The 19,958-nt window shown below is 39.0% G+C and carries 18 protein-coding genes; all 18 read left to right on the top strand.

Annotated elements, in window-relative coordinates; translation table 11 throughout:
* Positions 1-31 precede the first annotated feature (31 nt).
* The 18 genes from hisH (at position 32) to G611_RS0102715 (ending at position 19,957) form a co-directional block, all read left to right on the top strand.
* Positions 32-643, top strand: coding sequence for an imidazole glycerol phosphate synthase subunit HisH (gene hisH, locus G611_RS0102800; protein ID WP_028242322.1), 612 nt, complete (start codon positions 32-34; stop codon positions 641-643).
* A gap of 9 nt (positions 644-652) precedes the next feature.
* Positions 653-1,423: an AglZ/HisF2 family acetamidino modification protein gene (locus tag G611_RS0102795; RefSeq protein WP_028242321.1), complete on the top strand. Its 771-nt coding sequence runs from the start codon at positions 653-655 to the stop codon at positions 1,421-1,423.
* The gene (locus G611_RS0102790) at positions 1,420-2,622 is read left to right on the top strand and encodes a glycosyltransferase (RefSeq protein ID WP_028242320.1); all 1,203 of its coding nucleotides are present in this window, start codon (positions 1,420-1,422) and stop codon (positions 2,620-2,622) included. Before G611_RS0102795 ends, G611_RS0102790 begins: the two co-directional genes overlap by 4 nt.
* A gap of 2 nt (positions 2,623-2,624) precedes the next feature.
* A complete protein-coding gene (locus G611_RS0102785; RefSeq protein ID WP_028242319.1) occupies positions 2,625-3,782 on the top strand; it encodes a glycosyltransferase family 4 protein in 1,158 nt (385 codons plus the stop codon).
* 9 nt (positions 3,783-3,791) lie between these two features.
* Entirely contained in the window at positions 3,792-4,775 is a 984-nt protein-coding gene (locus G611_RS0102780; protein ID WP_028242318.1) for a GNAT family N-acetyltransferase, read from the top strand.
* A 29-nt stretch (positions 4,776-4,804) separates the two neighbouring features.
* Entirely contained in the window at positions 4,805-5,821 is a 1,017-nt protein-coding gene (locus tag G611_RS0102775; protein ID WP_155942231.1) for a hypothetical protein, read from the top strand.
* Between the two features lie 64 nt (positions 5,822-5,885).
* The gene (locus tag G611_RS0102770) at positions 5,886-6,740 is read left to right on the top strand and encodes an NAD-dependent epimerase/dehydratase family protein (RefSeq protein WP_028242316.1); all 855 of its coding nucleotides are present in this window, start codon (positions 5,886-5,888) and stop codon (positions 6,738-6,740) included.
* 42 nt (positions 6,741-6,782) lie between these two features.
* The gene (locus G611_RS0102765; RefSeq protein WP_028242315.1) at positions 6,783-7,730 is read left to right on the top strand and encodes a glycosyltransferase family 2 protein; all 948 of its coding nucleotides are present in this window, start codon (positions 6,783-6,785) and stop codon (positions 7,728-7,730) included.
* The gene (locus tag G611_RS0102760; RefSeq protein WP_028242314.1) at positions 7,723-9,141 is read left to right on the top strand and encodes a hypothetical protein; all 1,419 of its coding nucleotides are present in this window, start codon (positions 7,723-7,725) and stop codon (positions 9,139-9,141) included. The genes G611_RS0102765 and G611_RS0102760 overlap by 8 nt, the downstream gene beginning before the upstream one ends.
* A gap of 111 nt (positions 9,142-9,252) precedes the next feature.
* Complete coding sequence (locus tag G611_RS0102755) at positions 9,253-9,921, top strand: cytidylyltransferase domain-containing protein (protein ID WP_028242313.1); 669 nt, start codon at positions 9,253-9,255, stop codon at positions 9,919-9,921.
* 1 nt (position 9,922) lies between these two features.
* A complete protein-coding gene (locus G611_RS13675; RefSeq protein WP_036947960.1) occupies positions 9,923-10,936 on the top strand; it encodes a homocitrate synthase in 1,014 nt (337 codons plus the stop codon).
* Complete coding sequence (locus tag G611_RS0102745; RefSeq protein WP_036947873.1) at positions 10,923-11,882, top strand: KpsF/GutQ family sugar-phosphate isomerase; 960 nt, start codon at positions 10,923-10,925, stop codon at positions 11,880-11,882. The genes G611_RS13675 and G611_RS0102745 overlap by 14 nt, the downstream gene beginning before the upstream one ends.
* Positions 11,883-12,012: 130 nt before the next feature.
* Entirely contained in the window at positions 12,013-12,603 is a 591-nt protein-coding gene (locus G611_RS15100) for a hypothetical protein (protein ID WP_028242311.1), read from the top strand.
* A gap of 121 nt (positions 12,604-12,724) precedes the next feature.
* A complete protein-coding gene (locus tag G611_RS0102735; RefSeq protein WP_028242310.1) occupies positions 12,725-14,428 on the top strand; it encodes a hypothetical protein in 1,704 nt (567 codons plus the stop codon).
* 18 nt (positions 14,429-14,446) lie between these two features.
* Positions 14,447-15,391, top strand: a complete 945-nt coding sequence (locus G611_RS0102730; protein WP_028242309.1) for a glycosyltransferase family 2 protein — start codon at positions 14,447-14,449, stop codon at positions 15,389-15,391.
* Positions 15,378-17,006: a hypothetical protein gene (locus G611_RS0102725; RefSeq protein ID WP_028242308.1), complete on the top strand. Its 1,629-nt coding sequence runs from the start codon at positions 15,378-15,380 to the stop codon at positions 17,004-17,006. The genes G611_RS0102730 and G611_RS0102725 overlap by 14 nt, the downstream gene beginning before the upstream one ends.
* 53 nt (positions 17,007-17,059) lie before the next feature.
* Positions 17,060-18,478, top strand: coding sequence for a hypothetical protein (locus tag G611_RS0102720; protein ID WP_155942230.1), 1,419 nt, complete (start codon positions 17,060-17,062; stop codon positions 18,476-18,478).
* Positions 18,479-19,957, top strand: coding sequence for a DUF6056 family protein (locus G611_RS0102715; RefSeq protein WP_028242306.1), 1,479 nt, complete (start codon positions 18,479-18,481; stop codon positions 19,955-19,957).
* Position 19,958 lies beyond the last annotated feature (1 nt).

Here is a 19,958-nt window from a genome sequence, read left to right as displayed (position 1 = left end):
CAGCGCAGCTGACTGATGAGGGTAATAATAAATGGTAGCAATTATAAATTATGGTCTAGGTAACTTAGGCTCAATCGCCAACATGCTTAAAGTTATTGGTGAAAAGAGCGTAATCACTGCAGACCCAGAAAAGATTAAAGCCGCAGACAGAATCATCCTGCCAGGCGTAGGTGCATTCGATGCAGGCATGAGCAAACTTAACGAATCAGGCGTTGTGGACGTCATTAAGGAACAGGCCAAGGCTGGCAAGCCTATCCTTGGAATCTGCCTTGGTATGCAGCTTCTAGGAAACGCATCTGAGGAAGGAGAACTTCCAGGATTAGGCCTTATAGATTTCAGCTGTAAGAGATTCAATATCCCAGCAGAAATGAATCTTAAGGTTCCACACATGGGATGGGATATCGTAGAATTTAAAAAGGATGTTCCACTTCTTGATGGCATTGAGGGACGTCAAAGATATTACTTCGTTCACACATATCATGCAGTCTGCAACAATCCAGAGGATGTAATGATGACCTGCGATTATGGTTATGAATTTGCATGTGCTGTTAACAAGGGTAATGTTTACGGTGTGCAGTTCCATCCAGAAAAGAGCCATGATTTTGGAATGAGACTATTCGAAAATTTCTGCAAAAAATGCTAAGAGGTAGCTATGTTTAATAGACCAAGAATCATCCCAGTTCTTCTTATTGATGACAGGGATTTAATAAAAACAATTAATTTTAAAAAGCCAACATATCTGGGAGACCCAGTAAATGCTCTTAAGATTTTTAATCGTAAGGGTATCGATGAGATGGCAGTATTAGATATATCTGCCAGCAAAAAGGGAATCGAGCCAGATTTTGAGCTGCTTACAGATATGGCATCTGAAGCATTCATGCCATTATCTTATGGCGGTGGAATCAAGACACTTGAGCAGGTTCGTAAGCTTCTTGCAATCGGCTATGAGAAGGTTGTTTTGAATACAAGCCTTGTTGAGGATGAACAGCTTGTTAAGGATGCAGTAGCACTTGCAGGTTCTCAGTCAGTTGTGGCATCTATTGATGCAAAGCTTGTTAAGGGCCAGTATAAATGTGTTATCTGCGATGGCACTAAGGTTATCGACATGACTCCTGTAGAGCTTGCAAAGCATGCAGCTGAGCTTGGTGTTGGTGAAATCTTCCTTAACAGCATCGACAGAGATGGAATGATGACAGGCTATGATACAGAACTAATCAACCAGGTTGTTAATGCCGTAGATATTCCTGTTACAGCTTGCGGTGGCGCAGGTTCAATATCAGACCTTAAGGATGCACTTCAAAACGGACATGCTCATGCAGCAGCAGGCGGTAGCATGTTTGTATATTACGGCAGATTAAAGGCTGTACTTATCACAGCACCTACAGAGCAGGAGCTTACAGAAGCGGGAATATACACAGAATGAAAATATTACTTATAGATGTAAACTGCAAATACAGCTCCACTGGCAAGATAGTATACGATTTATACAATAGGCTTAATGCTGATGGGCATGAAGCCAGAATCGCCTACGGCCGTGGAGATGTTATAGATGAACTAGGTATTTACAAATTCGGAATAGATTCCGAAACAAAAAAGCATGCATTGCTTGCAAGAATCACAGGAAAGAATGGTTATTATTCGCCAAAGTCTACCAAGCGTTTGATTCAGTATATAGAAGAGTTCAAGCCTGACCTTATTCATATACATGAATTGCATGCGTATTTTGTAAACCATTTGGAGCTGCTTGATTATCTTAGACAAAAGCAGATTCCAATTGTGTGGACCTTCCATTGTGAATATATGTACACAGGAAAATGTGGATTTGCATATGAATGCCAGGGCTACAAAACAGGATGTGGCAACTGCCCATATCTGCGTGAATATGTAAGTTCATTTGGAATAGATAAAACTGCCCAGATGCTTTCAGACAAAAAGGCAGCTATGGCTGGGCTTAATATAAAATCAATCGTCACACCATCTAAATGGTTGGCTGATAAAACAAAAGAAACCTATTTAGGTCATTATCGTATAAACGTTATTAATAACGGAATAGATACATCAGGAATCTTTTATCCTAGACCAAAGGATGTGGAGCTTCGCAAAACATTTGGTATAGGTGAGGATGACAGATTGGTTCTTGCTGTAGCCCCTAATATCATGGATGTAAGAAAGGGCGGTCAAATGGTTTTGGATTTGGCCAAGACTATGCCTGATACCCAGTTTGTTTTAGTGGGAGCTGACGAAACCAAAAGAATAGATAGTAACGTACAGCTTATTAGTAGAACCAAAAATCAGGACGAACTTGCTAAGTGGTACTCCGAGGCAAATGTATTTATCATTTGCAGCAAGGCAGAAAACTTCCCTACCACATGTGTGGAAGCAGTGTGCTGTGGTACCCCTGTAGTTGGACTTGATGAATGTGGTACAAAGGAAACAGCGCCACAGCCTTATGGTACATTTGTTGCAAACGATGATAACGCCCTTATCTCTTTAAAAGCTGCAATCGATGCTCAGCTTGCTAAGGGGCTTACCAGTGATGAAATTCGCAAGTTTGCAGTAGAGCATTATGATAATAGTGTAATGTACAAAGGCTATTTAGATATTTACAATTCAAGGAGTTAAGTATGAAAATACTACACATAGGAATGCCATCTCATTTTACTGAGGGCATGCTATATCAAGAAAATATGCTTATCGCTATGAATAGAGCAGATGGTCATGATGTAACAATCATCACCGATGTCTACCATTACGAGGGTAGCAACCTGGTGGAAGGACCAGAGGAAGACCGTATCATGGATAACGGTGCCAGACTCATTCGTCTTAAGTACGACAGAGTTTTCCATAGCGATTTGTGGACAGAAAAGATTCAAAAATGCCGTAAGCTTAAGCAGTATCTTGAGGAGATTCAACCAGATTCAATCCTCTACCACGGTGTTTGCGGATACGAAATGATGGACGTGGCAGAATACTGCAAGAAGCATACTGAGTGCCATTTCTACATGGACAGTCATGAGGATTATACAAATTCAGCCATGACACCTGCCAGCAAGGCATTTTACAAATTCATCCATGGCTACTTCGTACACAAGGCACTTCCAGAGGTTGATAAGATACTTTATCTGGGAGTTCAGATGCGTGATTGGTTAAAGGATATATACGCAATCCCTGATAGTATGATGGAATTCATGGCTATCGGTGGTATTATATACACACCTGATCAGCAGTCAGCAGCAAGACAGGACATCATCAACAGATACGCCCTCCCACAGGATGCCATCATCATGGCTCATTCTGGTAAGCTTTCTGCAGGTAAGCGTACAGCAGAGCTCCTTAGGGCTTTCTCAAAGGTTCAGGACCCACGTATGGCACTTTTTGTGTTTGGCTCTATACCTGAGGATATGGAATCTACCATCCGTCCTCTTATTGATGCGGACAGCCGTATTCATTTTATGGGCTGGAAGGTTAACAAGGAGATTGAACAGTTCCTTGCAGGCGTGGATTTATATTGCCAGCCAGGTGGTCAGTCTTCTACATTTGAAACAGCCATGTGTTGTGGATGTGCTAACATGACATATCCACATGAAACATACAAGGATGAGACATATTCAGATTGCAATGGAGAAAACTATTTCTTCGTTGAAACAGAAGACGACATGACAGATGTGTTCAAGAGAATTCTGGACAATCCATTAGTGTTAGAACAGACAAAGGCAAAATCATTTGCATTTGCAAAGCTTCAGTTTGACTATGAAACTATTGCAAGAAGAATTTATACCTAGAGGATTATTATGACAAACAAAGAACTATTTGATAAATTTTGTGAAGATAATTATGTGTGTATATATTCAAAGCCATGGTGGCTGGATGCCATTGTAGGTCCAGAAAACTGGGACGTTTGGATATATGAAAAGGGCGGTCGAGTATGGGCTGCTATGCCATATTATCTTGAAGAGAAAAACGGAATAAGAAGAATTACAAAGCCACCTCTTACTCAGACAAACGGCCTTATTGTAAGCTATCCAAAGGACCCACAGTCTCTTGCAAAGCGTGCAAGCTATGAGGAAGAAATCTGTGATGCTGCAATTGAGTTCATCGAGTCTTTGGGGCTGGATTTATACGAGCAGCAGTTCCAGTATAAATATAATAACTTCCTTCCATTCTTCTGGCATTTTTACAATGTCATTCCTAGATACACTTATGTTATCGAGGATACATCAGATATGGAAAAGGTTGATGCTGGTATCAGCAGTAAATATAAAAACATGATTAGAAAGGGCGAAAAGAACGTTCATCATTTTGGAACAATCGATGCAGATACTTTCTATACGGAGCATGAGAAGATTTTTGCAAGACAGGGGCTTCCAGTTCCTTTCACAAGAGAACAGTGGCACAGAGTGTATAATGCTGCTTATGAGCATGGTGCAGGAGAGGTTTTTGCAGCTCTTTCAGAGAATAATGAGGTGCTTTCACTTAGCTTTTTGATTTGGGATGAAGAAAGCCTTTATCTTGATGCAGGTGGTCCTATCCCAGAACACAGCCGCTTACAGACATATGATGCCCTTGTTCATAAATCAATCGAAAAGGCCCATGAAAAGGGACTTAAGTTTGATTTTGAGGGTAGTGTTGTAAAGCAGATTAACCATAGCTTTAGAGAATATGGTGGTCGCCCAGTTGAATACTATCGTTTCAGAAAAGTATTTAATCCAGATATCATTCGTAAAGAAGCAGAGGATACAATTAAAAGATGCAGCCAGAATTCGAATACACAGTAGACTTAAAATATAAAAATATATTGATTATAATGCCTAAGTTCTATGGCTATCAGGCTAAGATTCACGATGACCTGATTGCCAGAGGAGCCAACGTAGCTTTTTACGATGAAGAGCCAGAAAAAGCTAAGTTTTTGATATTAAAGAACTTAGAAAAGATTTTCAAGAAGGATAATATCTTCAAGAAATTTAACGAAGGACTGAGAGATAGAATCATCGCAGAAATGCCTGCAGGCGGTTACGATTACTTCCTAGTAATCCGCGGTAACGTGCTTACAGAAGATATCGTAAATGAAATCAAAGAAAAGGCATTAAAGCCAAATGCTAAGACAATCTTTTACGCTTGGGATTCATTTGAAAACATGCGTCACAAGGGTGAGCTTGGAAGACTTTTTGACAGGCGTTCAACATTTGATTCCGTAGATGCTAAGAATAACAGCGACTACGAACTGCTACCATTGTTCTACACAGATGAATTTGATGCAAATCAGGTTACTAATCCAGTAGAAAACAAATACGATTACGTCAGTGTAGCAGCATTCTATCCATTCAGATACAGATATTTCAAGGCATTAAAGGAAGCTAATCCAGACAAGAAACTGGCCCTCAAGCTTTATCTTGCACCAAGCGTGTACAGGGGCAAAAAGCTGAAGGATCCAAAGCTTGTTAAGAACCTTGATATGGACATCGTAAGCTTTGCACCATTTGAAGCAGAATACATCAGAAACCTGTGCTTATCATCTAAGGCAGTGGTGGATTTTGCACAGGAAAACCAGCAAGGTTTGACAATGCGTACAATGGAAACCCTTGGAATCAAGAGAAAGTTGGTAACAAACAACATTTATTTAAAGGACTACGAGTTCTATAATGAAGACAATGCAATGGTAATGGAGGATTTGCCAGCCAAGGCCGACAATGCCGAAGCCACAGGTGATTATTCCGCTTTCGTATTACCAGATGCTACATGGCTGGATAAGCCTTACGTAGAAAACGAAGAAACCCGCAAAAAATACAGCGTCCACGCATGGTTAGATAACCTCTTCAAATAAGGCTTCCCCCTCTGGGGGAAGCTGTCACCGAAGGTGACTGATGAGGGGCAAAGGAGATTAAATAATGAAATACTTAATTACAGGCGCCAACGGCTACATCGGCCAAGGCGTAGTAAAGACAATGCTAGACCTAGGAGCCGAAGTCATCGCTACAGATTTCCACACAGATGATGTAGATGCCCGCGCTAAAAGAATCGATGCGAATATATTTGATTTAGAAGACCCATACAGCTATTTTGAAAAGCCAGATGTAGTAATCCATCTTGCATGGCGCGATGGTTTCAGACACGCTTCTGAAAACCACATGAAGGATTTACCACATCATTATGAGTTCCTTGAAAAGATGTGCCAGGCAGGCATCAGAAAGCTTTGCGTAATGGGAACTATGCATGAGGTTGGATTCATGGAAGGCTGTATCAAAGCAGATACACCATGTGCTCCTCAGTCATTATATGGCATAGCTAAGAATGCACTTCGCCAAGCTACAATCCTTCTTTGCAAAGAAACAGGGGTTAAGCTACAGTGGCTCAGAGGCTACTACATCGTAGGTAATGCTCATAAGGGCTGCAGCATCTTCTCTAAGCTTACAGCAGCAGCTGAAGCTGGTGATGATACATTCCCATTCACAACAGGTCAGAACCAGTTCGATTTTACAGATTACGATTTATTCTGCGAGCAGGTTGCCAAAGCCAGCATGCAGGATGAAGTGTTAGGTATCATAGAATGTTGTACAGGCAAGCCAATGAAGCTTGCAGACCGTGTTGAACAGTTCATCAAAGACAATGGCTTCGACATCAGTCTTGCTTACGGCACCTTCCCAGACCGCCCATACGACAGCAAAGCCGTCTGGGGCGACAACACCAAAATAGATTCGATACTAAAGGCTTCCCCCTCTGGGGGAAGCTGTCAGCGCAGCTGACTGATGAGGGCATAATAATAACAAATTTAAGGAGACTAAAAAATGAAGCCAGTACTTTACATAGTTATCCCATGCTACAACGAAGAAGAGGTCCTTCCCATCACAGCCCCTCTCTTCCTAGACAAAATCAACGAATTAGTAAAACTTGATAAAATCGACGATAAGTCCCGCATAATGTTCGTAAACGATGGTTCAAAAGACAAAACCTGGGAAATCATCAAAGAACTTGCAATGAAAGATGAGCATTTTGTTGGAATCACACAGAGCCGTAACCGCGGTCATCAGAATGCTGTTCTTGCAGGTCTCATGGAAGCAAAGGAACTTTGCGATATCACTATTTCTATCGACTGCGATGGTCAGGACGATATCAATGCCATGAACGAAATGGTAGATGCTTACGCAGATGGTTGTGAGATTGTATATGGTGTACGTAGCAAGCGTGACACAGATACATTCTTCAAAAGATTCACAGCAGAAAGCTTCTACAAGCTTCTTAACAGCATGGGTGCAGAGGTTGTTTACAACCACGCAGATTACAGATTGGTTTCAAGTCGCGTGCTTAATGAATTCGCTAACTATAAAGAGGTTAATATCTTCCTTAGAGGTATGTTCCCATTAGTAGGCTTCAAGAGCACAAGCGTATATTACGAGCGTAACGAACGTATCGCAGGCGAAAGTCACTACCCACTTTCAAAGATGCTTTCACTTGCTTTTGACGGCATCACATCACTCAGCATCAAGCCTATCCGTATGATTACAGGCTTCGGTGTTTTTGTGGCATTCATCAGCCTTATACTTTTAATATATTCAATTGTCCAGCACATCCTTGGCAACACCCTTGGTGGCTGGTCTAGTATCATGGTAGCTGTATGCTTCCTTGGTGGAATCCAGCTCATCTCCCTTGGCGTCATCGGAGAATATGTAGGCAAAACCTACATGGAAACAAAACAGCGTCCACGCTACATCATCAGTGAGAAAACCTATGAATAAAGAACCAACAATACAAAACTTCCTGGCCTTCGAGCAGGAACATAAATGTAACCAGATAATAGTAGAGGGCATGCACGTGTGGGCCCTCTATCGTTATGAAATCCATAATGCAATAAAAAAGAAATATTATGGCACTAAAGGCGGCAGTGGTAACGGAGAAGCCCCATTCACAAAAAAGGAACTCTTCACCATGGCATTAAATGCCCTTAAGCCATTCACATATAAGAATGTAGATGTACTTTTTGTAGGAAACGGCAGAAGAACCAAAAACATAGATACAGGTATCTATGAAGATATCTATTGTGATGAGGTAGCCAAAAAGTACAACAGTGTTATCCTAGAACACCCAGAAAACCACGGACATATGCAGCCAAATGGCATGGATAACGTGTATTTCACAGATAGGGTGGCATTCAAGACTAACCTTGCAGTAAAGCTTTCTAAGAAGTTTAACACAAAAACAAGACAGCGCAGAACAGCTCAGGTTACAGAAGCGCTGATACCTATATTTGAGGCTGTAAAGGCTGAATTTGGTACAGATATAGCAGCAGATATGATTTCTGAAGTGGTAGATAGAATGTACTACATCGACATCACTAAAAAGTTCTGCGGCAAGATTTTGGATAAGGCTAAGCCAAAGCTTATTATCGAAATCTGTTACTATGCTATGGAAAGCTATGCTATGAGCATGTTAGCTCATGAAAGAGGCATTCCAGTGGCAGAATATAGCCACGGGTTTGCATTTCCAACTCATACACCGATGCAGTATAACCCTGAGGATCATTTGAATGAGCTGCCTGATTATGAACTGATTTACAGCAAGACACAGCTTCCAATAGTTCATCTTCCGGATAACATACAGATGCTTACAGTGGGATTTCCGTTTTTTGAAAAGCAGCGCGATCATTATCAGAGCCTTTATCCTAAGCAGGAAAAGACCATTTGCTTCATTTCTACACTAAACGAAGGTGAAGAAATAAGTAAGGTGGCAGCAAAGGTTGCGGAACTTATCGGAGATGAATATAGAGTAATCTATAAGTTGCATCCTTTTGAATTTGCAAGCTACAAGGAAAAATATCCTTGGACAAATACAGACAAGCTTGAGGTTATCGCAAACAACGGCGAGCACATCTTTAGATATCTTGCTGAAAGTGCTATAGTAGTAAGCGCCCGTACAGCATCTGTTTGGGAAGGCATAGGTTTTGGTTGCGACACCATTTTGTTGAATTTTGGTGACACAGCGATAAATATGGAGTATTTTATAAAAGAAAAACATGTACCGCTTGTAGATACAGCTGAGCAGGTAATAGAACTTATTCGTTCTGGCGGTGCCGGTCATGTAGACCCAGACGGCATGTTTGAACCAGATGCTATGCGTAACATAACATCGTTTATAAATCAGTTTTTATAAAATTTAAATGAGCTAGTAGGTAACAAGCTATTATATTTCTTAAGCGAATCATTCTTAGATGAGTGTAGAAATATAATGCTTGTTGCCGTAACTGGCGGATTAGGAGTTTATATGAAGACAGTAGCTTTTGTTCCTATTAAGTTGAATAATGAGAGATTGCCAGGCAAAAACATTAAGCAGTTTGGCGATGGCACTCCACTTATTAATGTGGTTTTAAAGAAGCTTGTACAGCTTAAGGAAGATAAGACAGTAGATGAGATTTATGTATATTGCTCAGATGAGGCAATCATCCCATATCTTCCAGAGGGCGTGCAGTTTTTACAGCGTCCTAAGTTTTTGGATGAGAAGACTACAAAGGGACGCCTTATTTATGAGGAGTTTGTAAAGACTATTGAGGCTGATGTATATTTGCTTGAGCATGTTACTACACCTCTTGTTACAGTAGAACATATTAAGGATTGTGTAGACCATGTAAAGAGCGGTGAGTACGAATCTGCATTTACTGCAAAGAAGATGCAGACATTCTTTTGGAAGGGTGGCAAGCCACTTAACTTTGATTTGTATAACCCACCACGTACACAGGATATGGAGCCATTCTATATCGAAACAACATCAACATTTGTTTTCAATAGAGAGTCATTTATGAGAAATCATTCTCGTACATCTGAGAATCCTTACATGTGCGAGGTTGAGGAAATAGAAGCAGTAGATATTGATTATGCTGAGGATTTTGAGATTGCAAACGCTATCTACATGAATCAGTTAAAGAAAGGTAATTAAAATGAACAACCAATACCGTTTATTAGACTGTACACTTAGAGATGGTGGTCACATCACTGGGGGTAATTATGGTGAAAAGACTATCACAGGTACAATCGAAAAATTAGTTGAGGCGAAGGTAGATATTATTGAAGTGGGATTTATGTGGGATACACCACTTTCAACAGATTACACAAGATTCTATTCTATGGAGGATGTTAAGCGTATCCTTCCAAAGGATTTAGGAAATTCAACTATTTCTGTAATGGTAGAAAAGCAAAATCTTTTAGACCATATTGAAGAGTGTGATGGCACTATCAAATATGTACGTGTTATCTTCAAGAGACATTTGCTTGACTGGGCTTGCGATACAGCAAGAGAGCTTCTTAAGAAGGGCTATCAGGTTTCTATGAACCCAGTTAACTGTACCGTATATACGGATGAAGAATATATCAACGTAATCAAGCGCGTTAACGAAGTACATCCTACAGTATTTTCTATGGTAGATACTTTCGGAAACATGCGTCTTGAGGATTTTGAAAAGAGATTTATTCTCGTAAATGAGCACCTTGATAAGGATATCCAGATTGGTATTCACTTACACGAGAACCTTGGACTTGCTTTTGCTATGGCACAGCGTGCTATCGAAAAGAGCTATCCAGAACGTAAATACGTTATTGATGGTTCCCTCATCGGAATGGGCCGTGATCCAGGAAACCTTAAGATGGAGCAGATTGCTGAATACATGAACTACAAGTTCGACCAGGGATATAACATTCCTGCAATCTATGATGCAATCAGCGAATACATTGAACCACTTCATAAGAAGTACGGTTGGGGCTTCAAGCTTCCATACGCCATGAGTGCATACTACGATTTACATCGTACATACCCTGAGTTCCTCATGAACAAGGGTGACCTTACAATGCGTGACATCGATGTCATCCTCTCCCGCGTAGACCACAGCGAAGCTGAATACTACAACGAAGAATACATCGAAAAACTTTATAAGGAATATAAAAATGAACATAATTAAAGAAGCAAAACGCGTTTTCGACATCGAAATAGCAGCCTTAGAAAAAACACGTGATTCCCTCGATGGTGAATTCGAAGCTATCTTACGTGAAGTAATCAGCTGCACAGGTAAAGTCATCATCACAGGTATGGGTAAGCCAGGACACATAGGAGAAAAGCTTGCAGCCACATTCTCAAGCCTTGGCACACCTTCATTCTTCCTGCATCCAGCAGAGGCAATGCACGGTGACCTTGGAATGGTTTCAAAGGATGATGTGGTAATCGCTATTTCCTTCAGTGGAGAAAGCGATGAAATCGTTAAGATTCTTCCTACTATCAAGCTAATCGGCGCAAAGCTTATTGGTATCACAGGAAATGGTGAGTCTACACTTGCAGAGGCATCGGATATAGTTCAGGTTCTTCCTGATTTTGAGGAGGCTTGTTACTTAGGTCTTGCACCAACATCCAGCACAACAGTAGCGCTTTGCTATGGCGATGCGCTTGCAGTTGTAGCCAGCGGTGTTTATGGATTTAAGGATGCTGATTTTGGTAAGTTCCATCCAGCCGGAGCACTTGGAAAGAAGCTTATTTATCGTGTTAACGATCTTATGGATGAGGGTGAAAAGAACGCAGTTATTTCTGTAGATGTATCTTTGAAGGAAGCTATCATCGAACTTAGCAACAAGGGCTTAGGCCTTGTTTCACTTGTAGATGATGAAGGAAATCTTAAGGGTGTAATTACAGAAGGTGACCTTCGTAGAATGCTTAGAAACGAAGCAAAGGTTTACGAAATGTCTGCTAAGGAAGCTATGACTTCTAGCCCTAAGACAATAGAGAGCGGCAAGCTTGCATACGAAGCTCTTTCAATCATGAAGGAAAAGAATATTGCATGTCTTCCTGTCATGAAGGACGGCAAGGTAGTAGGTACTATCAGAATGCAGGCAATACTTGGTGCGGGTATTGTTTAATATTTATGAAAAGTTTTTGAAATCTAGCATTTAATCATTGAAAACCTGCAGTTTATAGATTAAACTCAAAATAGAAGAAAAGCGAAAAAAAATAATAATTATAATCTATAATTAAAGAAAGGTGAATGGTATGAAAAGAGTTACAAAATTTTTATCACTTGCTATTGCAGTAGTTCTTTCAGTTTCAGTATTTACTGTTAATGCAAACGCAATGTCAGCAGCAGGAGAGGCTCACAGAAGAGTACTTACAGCAGAAGAAGTTACTACAATCTACAAGACATTCAATGCTAAGGTTTATGCAAAGATGTATCCAGATGTAGTAAAGGAACTCGGTGAGGATGAAATGGCATTATATACTCACTTTGTAACATTTGGTATCTGGGAGCAGAGACAGCCATCAGAAGCATTCAATGTCAACGCATACGCAACACTTAATCCTGATTTATCAGAGAAGTTTGGTGATGATATTGTAGCTTACTATATGTACTATGCTAACCATATGGCTGAGTCAGGTACAACAAGATCAATGCCTACATACAACTACGCTATCTGGCATGACACAAACGTATACAGCGTATACGATTTCACAGCTGGACAGAAGGGCCCTAACAAGGGTGCAGTTGCAGTATGTACAAGAAACTATCATCCAGGTATTGTTATCCGCAATGCAGATGGCAAAGAGATTTGGCCATCAGTTGGTATTAAGCCAGCAGACGAATAAAATTAATTTTAATAGGGTCGAGCAAAAGCTCGGCCCTATATTTTTGCCCTAAAAACTAGCATATTATAGCGGAATGGTATAAAATAGTTCTGACTGTAAATTAATAAACTAGGGGTAGAATATGTTTGAGAAAGATAACAAAAATCATATCGTTTTCAAAATCATTTTTGCATTAATAATATTAGTTTGGTCTTTTGGGGTGGCTAGATACGGATATCCAGTGGATGAGAATGGTTTGCTCACTATCTACAAGGGTGTTTTTCAGGGACAGCGTATGTTTATTGACAGCTGGGAGTCTTTACAGACTGGTGGCTTGTTAGCTTATCCTTTATTGGCACTTTATTACTATGTGCTATCACCACTTTTTGCATCAGCATCTATCAATGTTGGTTTGGTGCTGTATATGAGATACTGTTATTTGACTGTCCGCGCATTGGTAGCCATTTACCTGTTTATCGCCATCAAAAACAGTAAATACGAATCAGGTGCATATCCTGCAGCCTTGTTTTATTTTATGTTTGTAATAGGCTGGAAGGATTTTTCATACAAATCATACTGCGATATTGCCATTATGCTTATCGTATGCTTTATGTTCAGGTTTTATCAGGAAAGAAAGGCAGTATATGCAGCGCTCACCGGTGTTGCAGTATGCATAGCAGTGCTTGCATATCCTACCATGATAATCATGGCTGTGCTTTTAGGCATATTCTGGTTATGCATTGCTGTTAAGGATGAAGGACCATGGGCTTGCTTTATTTCCTACCTGGCAGTGTGCTTTATTATTGGCATTGCAGTGGTTTCTTATCTGCAGTTTACCAGCGGATGGGGTAATATCATTGCAGAGCTAGTTAACTTTGGTGATCAGGATTACGATGATCCTATATACATTAGACTTGGCAAGCTGCTTGCTTCTTACGGTGCATTTGCAGTTGTAGCATACTTCCCAATTCTTGTCATCAATCTTATTGGAAAGCTTAACGGCATTGCTGAAGAGACAGAAAGATTTATTCTCACTCTTTACTTCATAATAGTCATGGGTGGAATATTTGCATTAAGAATAGAAAGTATTAGTGATTCCAGATTCGTTTACGGAATGCTGATTTTATTCTTTTGGTTCCCATATTTCATGCGCGATAAGGAAGAACACGCTTATATTAAGATAGGCTCATACAGCAACATAGACAAAGAAGGCAAGAATGTTCTTTGGGTTGTATTTGGCATATCTATAGCAGCTCAGTTGATTTGGTCACTGTCTACTAACCAGGGCATTTCTGTGCCAGGTTACATGACATTGTATACGGTGATTGCGCTTATTCTTTTATTCGCGGATGAAGATGTAGATTATAAGGGCATGAACGTTGTTCTTATTTTGCTTGCAATGTTCTTCAATGGCATTTGGGTTTCTGATAGCAATGGTGGCTTCTGTAATGTATTTGAACCTATGATATATACCGCCGAAGGAGAACTTAAGGGTGTTGCATTGCCACTTGATGAATATGAAATGAACGAAGCAGTGCTTGGTCTTTTGGATGGTAATGTTACAGCAGATGATAAGCTTCTTGTAGCATTCGGCGCTAACAGTACAGGTTATATTAACAGTGAAGCTACGCAGGGTACATATTCTGTATATGCCAGAACACAGGTGAATACAAAGCTTATGGATTATTATGAGCTTCATCCTGAAAACATGGCAGATTATATGTTGCTTGATAAAGGACATGTAAAATATGAACGATTCTTAGAAAACGAAACAGGCAAGTACCTGCTTTCAATATATACAAACGAAGTAGCAAGTGATGGTAACTTCGTGTTACTTTCAAGATAGATATTAGAGGATTAAAAAATGAGTAAAAAACTACTTACAATAATAGTGCCTTGTTACAACGAGGAAGAGGCTATACCACATTTTTACAGGGCAATACAGGAGATAGAGCCTAAGCTTAGCCAGGTGGATATAGAAATGCTGTTTATTGATGATGGCTCTCGTGACAGGACTCTTGATGTATGCAAGGAGCTTAGAAAAACAGATAAGAGGGTGCGCTATGTTTCTTTCTCAAGGAACTTTGGCAAGGAGTCTGGGATTTACGCAGGGCTTAAGCATTCCAAGGGTGATTATGTAGTAATCATGGATGTGGATTTGCAGGACCCACCAGCGCTGCTTCCAGAGATGTTAGGATACATTGAAAGTGGTGAGTATCAGTGCGTAGCTACCAGACGTGTAGACCGCAAGGGAGAACCACCAATTCGTTCATGGTTTGCTAGAAAATTCTACAGGATTATGAACAAGATAAGTGATGCTGATATCGTAGATGGCGCAAGAGATTACCAGATGATGACTAGACGTGTGGTAAATGCCATATTAGATATGGGTGAATATAACAGATTCAGCAAAGGTATTTTTGGCTGGGTTGGCTTCAAACGTAAATGGCTTGAATTCGAAAATGTAGAGCGTGTAGCAGGAGAAACTAAGTGGTCCTTCTGGAAACTGTTTATCTATGCATTGGATGGCATAGAGGCCTTTAGTACAGCACCACTTATGCTGGCATCCATTCTTGGTACAATCATGTGCATTGTAGCATTTGTATTTATTTTGATAATTATTGTACGTACGCTAGTATTTGGAGACCCTACCAGTGGTTGGCCATCAATGGTATGTATTATTCTGCTTGTGTCTGGTGTGCAGATGTTATGCTTGGGAATCCAAGGACAATACATGGCCAAGACATATCTAGAAACAAAGAATAGACCAATATATTTAGTGCAGGAAGAATCTGATGAAGATGAATAAAGCTTCTAAGCTAAGGAAAATAATAGATAACAGAATAGTTATAGCAGTGTTTCTGATAACACTTATAGTGCTATCATCAGTTCCAGCATTTAGAAGCGCTGTGTATGATGGGCATGATCTAAAGTTTCACTTTGGCAGGATACAAGCTATTGCTGAAGGTTTGCAGGCTGGACAGTTTCCTGTAAGGTACGAGGCTAATGCCTGGTATGGTCATGGATATGTGAGTTCATTATTTTATGGCAATGTTTTTTTGTATATTCCAGCCTTGTTATACATGGCGGGGCTTCCTGTTTTCAGAGCTTACAATATCTATTTGATATTAGTAAATGTAGCTACTATTCTGGTAGGCTATTATAGCTTTAAGGGGCTATTCAAGGACAATGTATTGGCACTGCTATCAACTGGCATCTACACATTGTATGGATATAGACTTACTAATCTGTATGTACGTACTGCATTAGGTGAGTACACAGCGATGATTTTTATTCCGCTGTGTATTTATGGATTATATAGAATATATACAACTGAGAAGCCAGGCTTTAAGGGATGCTTACCACTTATAATAGCAGCCACTGGTCTTATAGAAAGCCATGTGCTTACCACCGAATTTGTTGCTATGTTTTGCGCATTGTTTGTGGTGGTAAACTACAAGGACACCATGAGAATTATTAAGCAACTATTATTATCGGTGGCGTTGATAATAGGCATTAATGCATTTTATATTGTTCCATTTGTAATGTCTTACACAGGGATGAAGTTGAACATCAACTCTACGTTGTTTGCAGAAAGCATTAGGGGTGAAGGGCTTTACATAAGCCAATTATTTCATCCATTTACATTAGGCTATGGTTACAATACCACATGGTCTACTGAGCATGAGGAATGCTACAGAGTAGGGTTACTAATATTACTATGCTTTGTTGCAATGATTGTATATGTGATAGCTGCAATAGCTAAAAAGCAAAAGATTAATAAGTACTTCATCCAGTTGACAGTATTTGGACTGATAGCGGGCTGGATGTCTACAGTTTATTTCCCATGGGATGTTATGCTAAAGCTTGGTGGCTTGGGCAGGATAATGTCTTCAGTGCAGTATCCATGGAGATTTTTGTCAATAATTGCAGTTTGCTTTATAATAGCAGGGGTTTATGGCCTGTCCCAGATAACAAAAGCTGACCATATTAGGATAGCAACACTAGTGATAGTTGCAGCAGTAGCTATAATAACAACAGGCGTGTTTGACTATACATTATCGTTTGGTAAGAATGTGACTAACCAAACTGCTATTACAGAATGGGCAGATAAGCTGTATTTGCCAGCAGGCACCGATGCAGAGGCGCTAAAGAATACAGATGTAAAGCTGGAAAATGGAGTACAAGTACTACCAGTGCTGGCGTATGATAATGTAAAGGTGTTTGATAAAACCGGCAATGAAATCTCCACAGGAGTTTCAGCTAACAATTGCCTGACAGTAGATACAGATGTGGATGCGTCGTATTTAACAGTAAAGTATGTGGAACCTATTGCATGGCGTATAGCAGAGCTAATTAGCATTGGTTTTATAGTTGGTATGAGTGGTTATTACTTGATGAATAGAAAAGTAATTGGAGAATAATGGTGAAAGAATTTAATCTAAGAAAAATAGCGCATATAATAATATATTCAATTTTGATTATTCCAATGTGTTTGAGCATGTTTTATGCTGTTCCGGCTAGTGATGATTTTGCATTTGGTGCAAATACATGTTCTGATAATCTTATAGCAAATGCATTTGGATATAGTATATGGAATTGGAAGTATCACAGTGGAAGATGGTTAATTTTTATTATTCAAAAGATTATTAATCCACTTAATCTCCATAAGCATCTTGGTCATGCTTATGGGTTATATATGATAGTATTGTTTTTACTACTATTTATACTTCTGAGATATACATTAAAGGTCATATTTGAAAAGATTATACAAACAGGCTCTAAAACAGATACAGCTGTTTTAATTACAATAGCAGTATTGTTTAGCACATATTACTATTCAGAAGCTTATAATTGGTATGTAGGTGCCACAGCTTATGCATTGCCACTAATGCTAATATTGCTTAGTATAGCGTTTACAATCAAATATATAGATACAAACGATAATAAATATTATGTGGGTTTGTTACTTGCTGGGATTATTCCAGCTACAAATGAATTCTGTGATATTCCATTAGCGGTTTTATATATTTATTTAATGCTTTTCCGTGGCAGATACATGAAAAGTGCTAAGAATAAGAAGATTAAGGATGCTATACCTTTAGCTGGATATATAGTTTTAGGAATTACAGTTGTATTTGCGCCGGGTAATTTTGCGAGACAGTCTGTATACGGAGTTCAAAGTAGTTTCGTTGGAGCATTCAAGCAGTCTATAATAGATGTTGTCGCAAGAGTACAGGATATTATTGTTGATCATCCTCTTGCAGTGACACTTATGTTGGGAATGTTACTGCTAGGAATGGCAACAGTTGAAAACGAAGCTCATAGAACGATTCATTGTATTATTCTTACCGGAGTAATTACAGTAGGAACTATATTTCCATATTTATATGGAAGGGCTTTTACCGGTACATATCTTGATAACAGAATGCAATATGCCTTGGATTATTTCTTGGAAATAGGTATGTGCATTATTTGCTTAAATATAGGTCGATTGGTTGCGCAGAAGACAGGCTTCAAGTTTGATAGTAATAATAGATTAATAATATCTATTGTATTAGTAATGTTTGTATACGTTTCATTACTTCAGAATTATGCTTACTTAAATATTGTGCAATTGGATATTTTAAAGAGCAAGGGACTTATGGCTCAGAGCTATGAATTATGGGATGGTATCATAACAGAAATAGAAACTTCTGATGAAGAGGATGTGGTTATTACAAGAGAATCAGATGTAGAGTGGTCACCATACTTTTTATTCATGGGACTTACAGATGGCGAAAAATTCGCCGTAGATTTTGACACTGTTTATGATTCAAAGTTTATTATGCCAAATGTTTATTATGGCAAGAAGTCAATAACACTACATTTTGAAAATAATCAGGTGGAAGAGTAATTGGAAACTATAAAAAAGACCATAAAAGAAAAATACATTATTTTACTTGCAATAGGCTATATATTATTATTTGCACCATTTGTTTATTCGGTATTTTATTCAATGCCAGCAAATGATGATTTTGCATTAGGCATTAATTGGTGGGGCAAAGGTATAATTGGTGAAGCTTTGATGCGTGCCGGTTGGAATTATATGCATTGGTTTGGACAGTCAGGGATATTTGCTGTTATTATACAGGTACTGTTTAATCCTTTATATTGGTTAGGGGATAATGGACATAGTTTTGGCATATATATGATAGTAGTATTTCTGCTGGTTACAATTGCTACTCTTTGGGCAATAAGAAGGTTAATAAAGAATGTATCATATGTAGAAGATGCTAAAGTACTGAATATTGCTACATTCTTATTTGCATTGCTTTTATTTACAGGATATTACTACAGTGACGTTTATAATTGGTGGTCAGGAGTACCAGGCTATTCATTTATGATGTTTCTAAACATATGGAATCTTTCTAATATAGCCGCTTATACAAATACAAAGGCAAGTAAAGATTATTGGAAAATGGTAATAATCGGTATTATTACCTGTACCAGTTTGATGAATTGCGTTGCTACAGGTGTGTTTTATCTGTTGTTTGTGTTTATTGTCAGGAATAAACAGATGGCAGATGTTAAGCTTGTAAAAAAAGGAATTCCGCTTGCACTATATATAATCAGTGGTTTGTTAATGGCTGCGGCACCAGGTAATTTTGAAAGACAAAGAGACGATACAAAGCCAGAATATATAAAGGCGCTGTTTGTTACAGTTTATCGTATAATTACAAGATTAATTGTCGGCATCAAAACTAGGCCGTGGTTAGTATTAATCGTGTTATTTATAGTTGTATTAGGTATGGCGTATAAAGATGCCAGAATTAAAGCTTGGCATCTAGTACTTGGTATTGTTTGCACGGTCATTTCTGCTGTTGGAGCTATTTATCCCTATGTATTAGGTAATGGTAAGGATTTACAGGCTGAGTTTTCTCCAAGAGCATATTTTATTGAAGATTATTTGATACTAATTGGATTCGGTGTAATTGCATTTTGCTTAGGACAACTTATAGCAAATAGAATAGCTTTTGAAGGAAAAGCTAAACCGATAATAGGAATTGGGTGTTTGATATCAGTAGTATATATGTTGTCTTTTCATTCAGGTATGGCACCATTTATACCAGCAGATATTGTTAAGAGTGCAGGTGTAATAAAGGAAAGTTATTATTACTGGGAAGATATTCGTAATGAAGCTAAAAATAGCCCAGAGGATGATGTAATAATATATAGAGACCAGTTAACATGGAGCCAGTATGTTTATTACACCAGCTTCGATGATGGATCTGATAGTGATTGGCCAGTAGGCCCTGACATTTACTACGCAGGATGCAATCAAGCTGCAGCTAAATTATATGGAAAAAACAGTATTACATTACATGTTGAATAGG

The organism is Pseudobutyrivibrio ruminis AD2017 (genome assembly GCF_000424305.1).
Lineage (GTDB): Bacteria > Bacillota > Clostridia > Lachnospirales > Lachnospiraceae > Pseudobutyrivibrio > Pseudobutyrivibrio ruminis_B.
Note: the sequence above shows the minus strand (reverse complement) of the source record. Positions and strands in the feature narration are given on the sequence as shown.

Coding starts and splice junctions, on each gene's coding strand:
- hisH (WP_028242322.1), top strand. CDS start 32: ATGGTAGCAATTATAAATTATGGTCTAGGTAACTTAGGCTCAATCGCC.
- G611_RS0102795 (WP_028242321.1), top strand. CDS start 653: ATGTTTAATAGACCAAGAATCATCCCAGTTCTTCTTATTGATGACAGG.
- G611_RS0102790 (WP_028242320.1), top strand. CDS start 1,420: ATGAAAATATTACTTATAGATGTAAACTGCAAATACAGCTCCACTGGC.
- G611_RS0102785 (WP_028242319.1), top strand. CDS start 2,625: ATGAAAATACTACACATAGGAATGCCATCTCATTTTACTGAGGGCATG.
- G611_RS0102780 (WP_028242318.1), top strand. CDS start 3,792: ATGACAAACAAAGAACTATTTGATAAATTTTGTGAAGATAATTATGTG.
- G611_RS0102775 (WP_155942231.1), top strand. CDS start 4,805: ATGCCTAAGTTCTATGGCTATCAGGCTAAGATTCACGATGACCTGATT.
- G611_RS0102770 (WP_028242316.1), top strand. CDS start 5,886: ATGAAATACTTAATTACAGGCGCCAACGGCTACATCGGCCAAGGCGTA.
- G611_RS0102765 (WP_028242315.1), top strand. CDS start 6,783: ATGAAGCCAGTACTTTACATAGTTATCCCATGCTACAACGAAGAAGAG.
- G611_RS0102760 (WP_028242314.1), top strand. CDS start 7,723: ATGAATAAAGAACCAACAATACAAAACTTCCTGGCCTTCGAGCAGGAA.
- G611_RS0102755 (WP_028242313.1), top strand. CDS start 9,253: ATGAAGACAGTAGCTTTTGTTCCTATTAAGTTGAATAATGAGAGATTG.
- G611_RS13675 (WP_036947960.1), top strand. CDS start 9,923: ATGAACAACCAATACCGTTTATTAGACTGTACACTTAGAGATGGTGGT.
- G611_RS0102745 (WP_036947873.1), top strand. CDS start 10,923: ATGAACATAATTAAAGAAGCAAAACGCGTTTTCGACATCGAAATAGCA.
- G611_RS15100 (WP_028242311.1), top strand. CDS start 12,013: ATGAAAAGAGTTACAAAATTTTTATCACTTGCTATTGCAGTAGTTCTT.
- G611_RS0102735 (WP_028242310.1), top strand. CDS start 12,725: ATGTTTGAGAAAGATAACAAAAATCATATCGTTTTCAAAATCATTTTT.
- G611_RS0102730 (WP_028242309.1), top strand. CDS start 14,447: ATGAGTAAAAAACTACTTACAATAATAGTGCCTTGTTACAACGAGGAA.
- G611_RS0102725 (WP_028242308.1), top strand. CDS start 15,378: ATGAAGATGAATAAAGCTTCTAAGCTAAGGAAAATAATAGATAACAGA.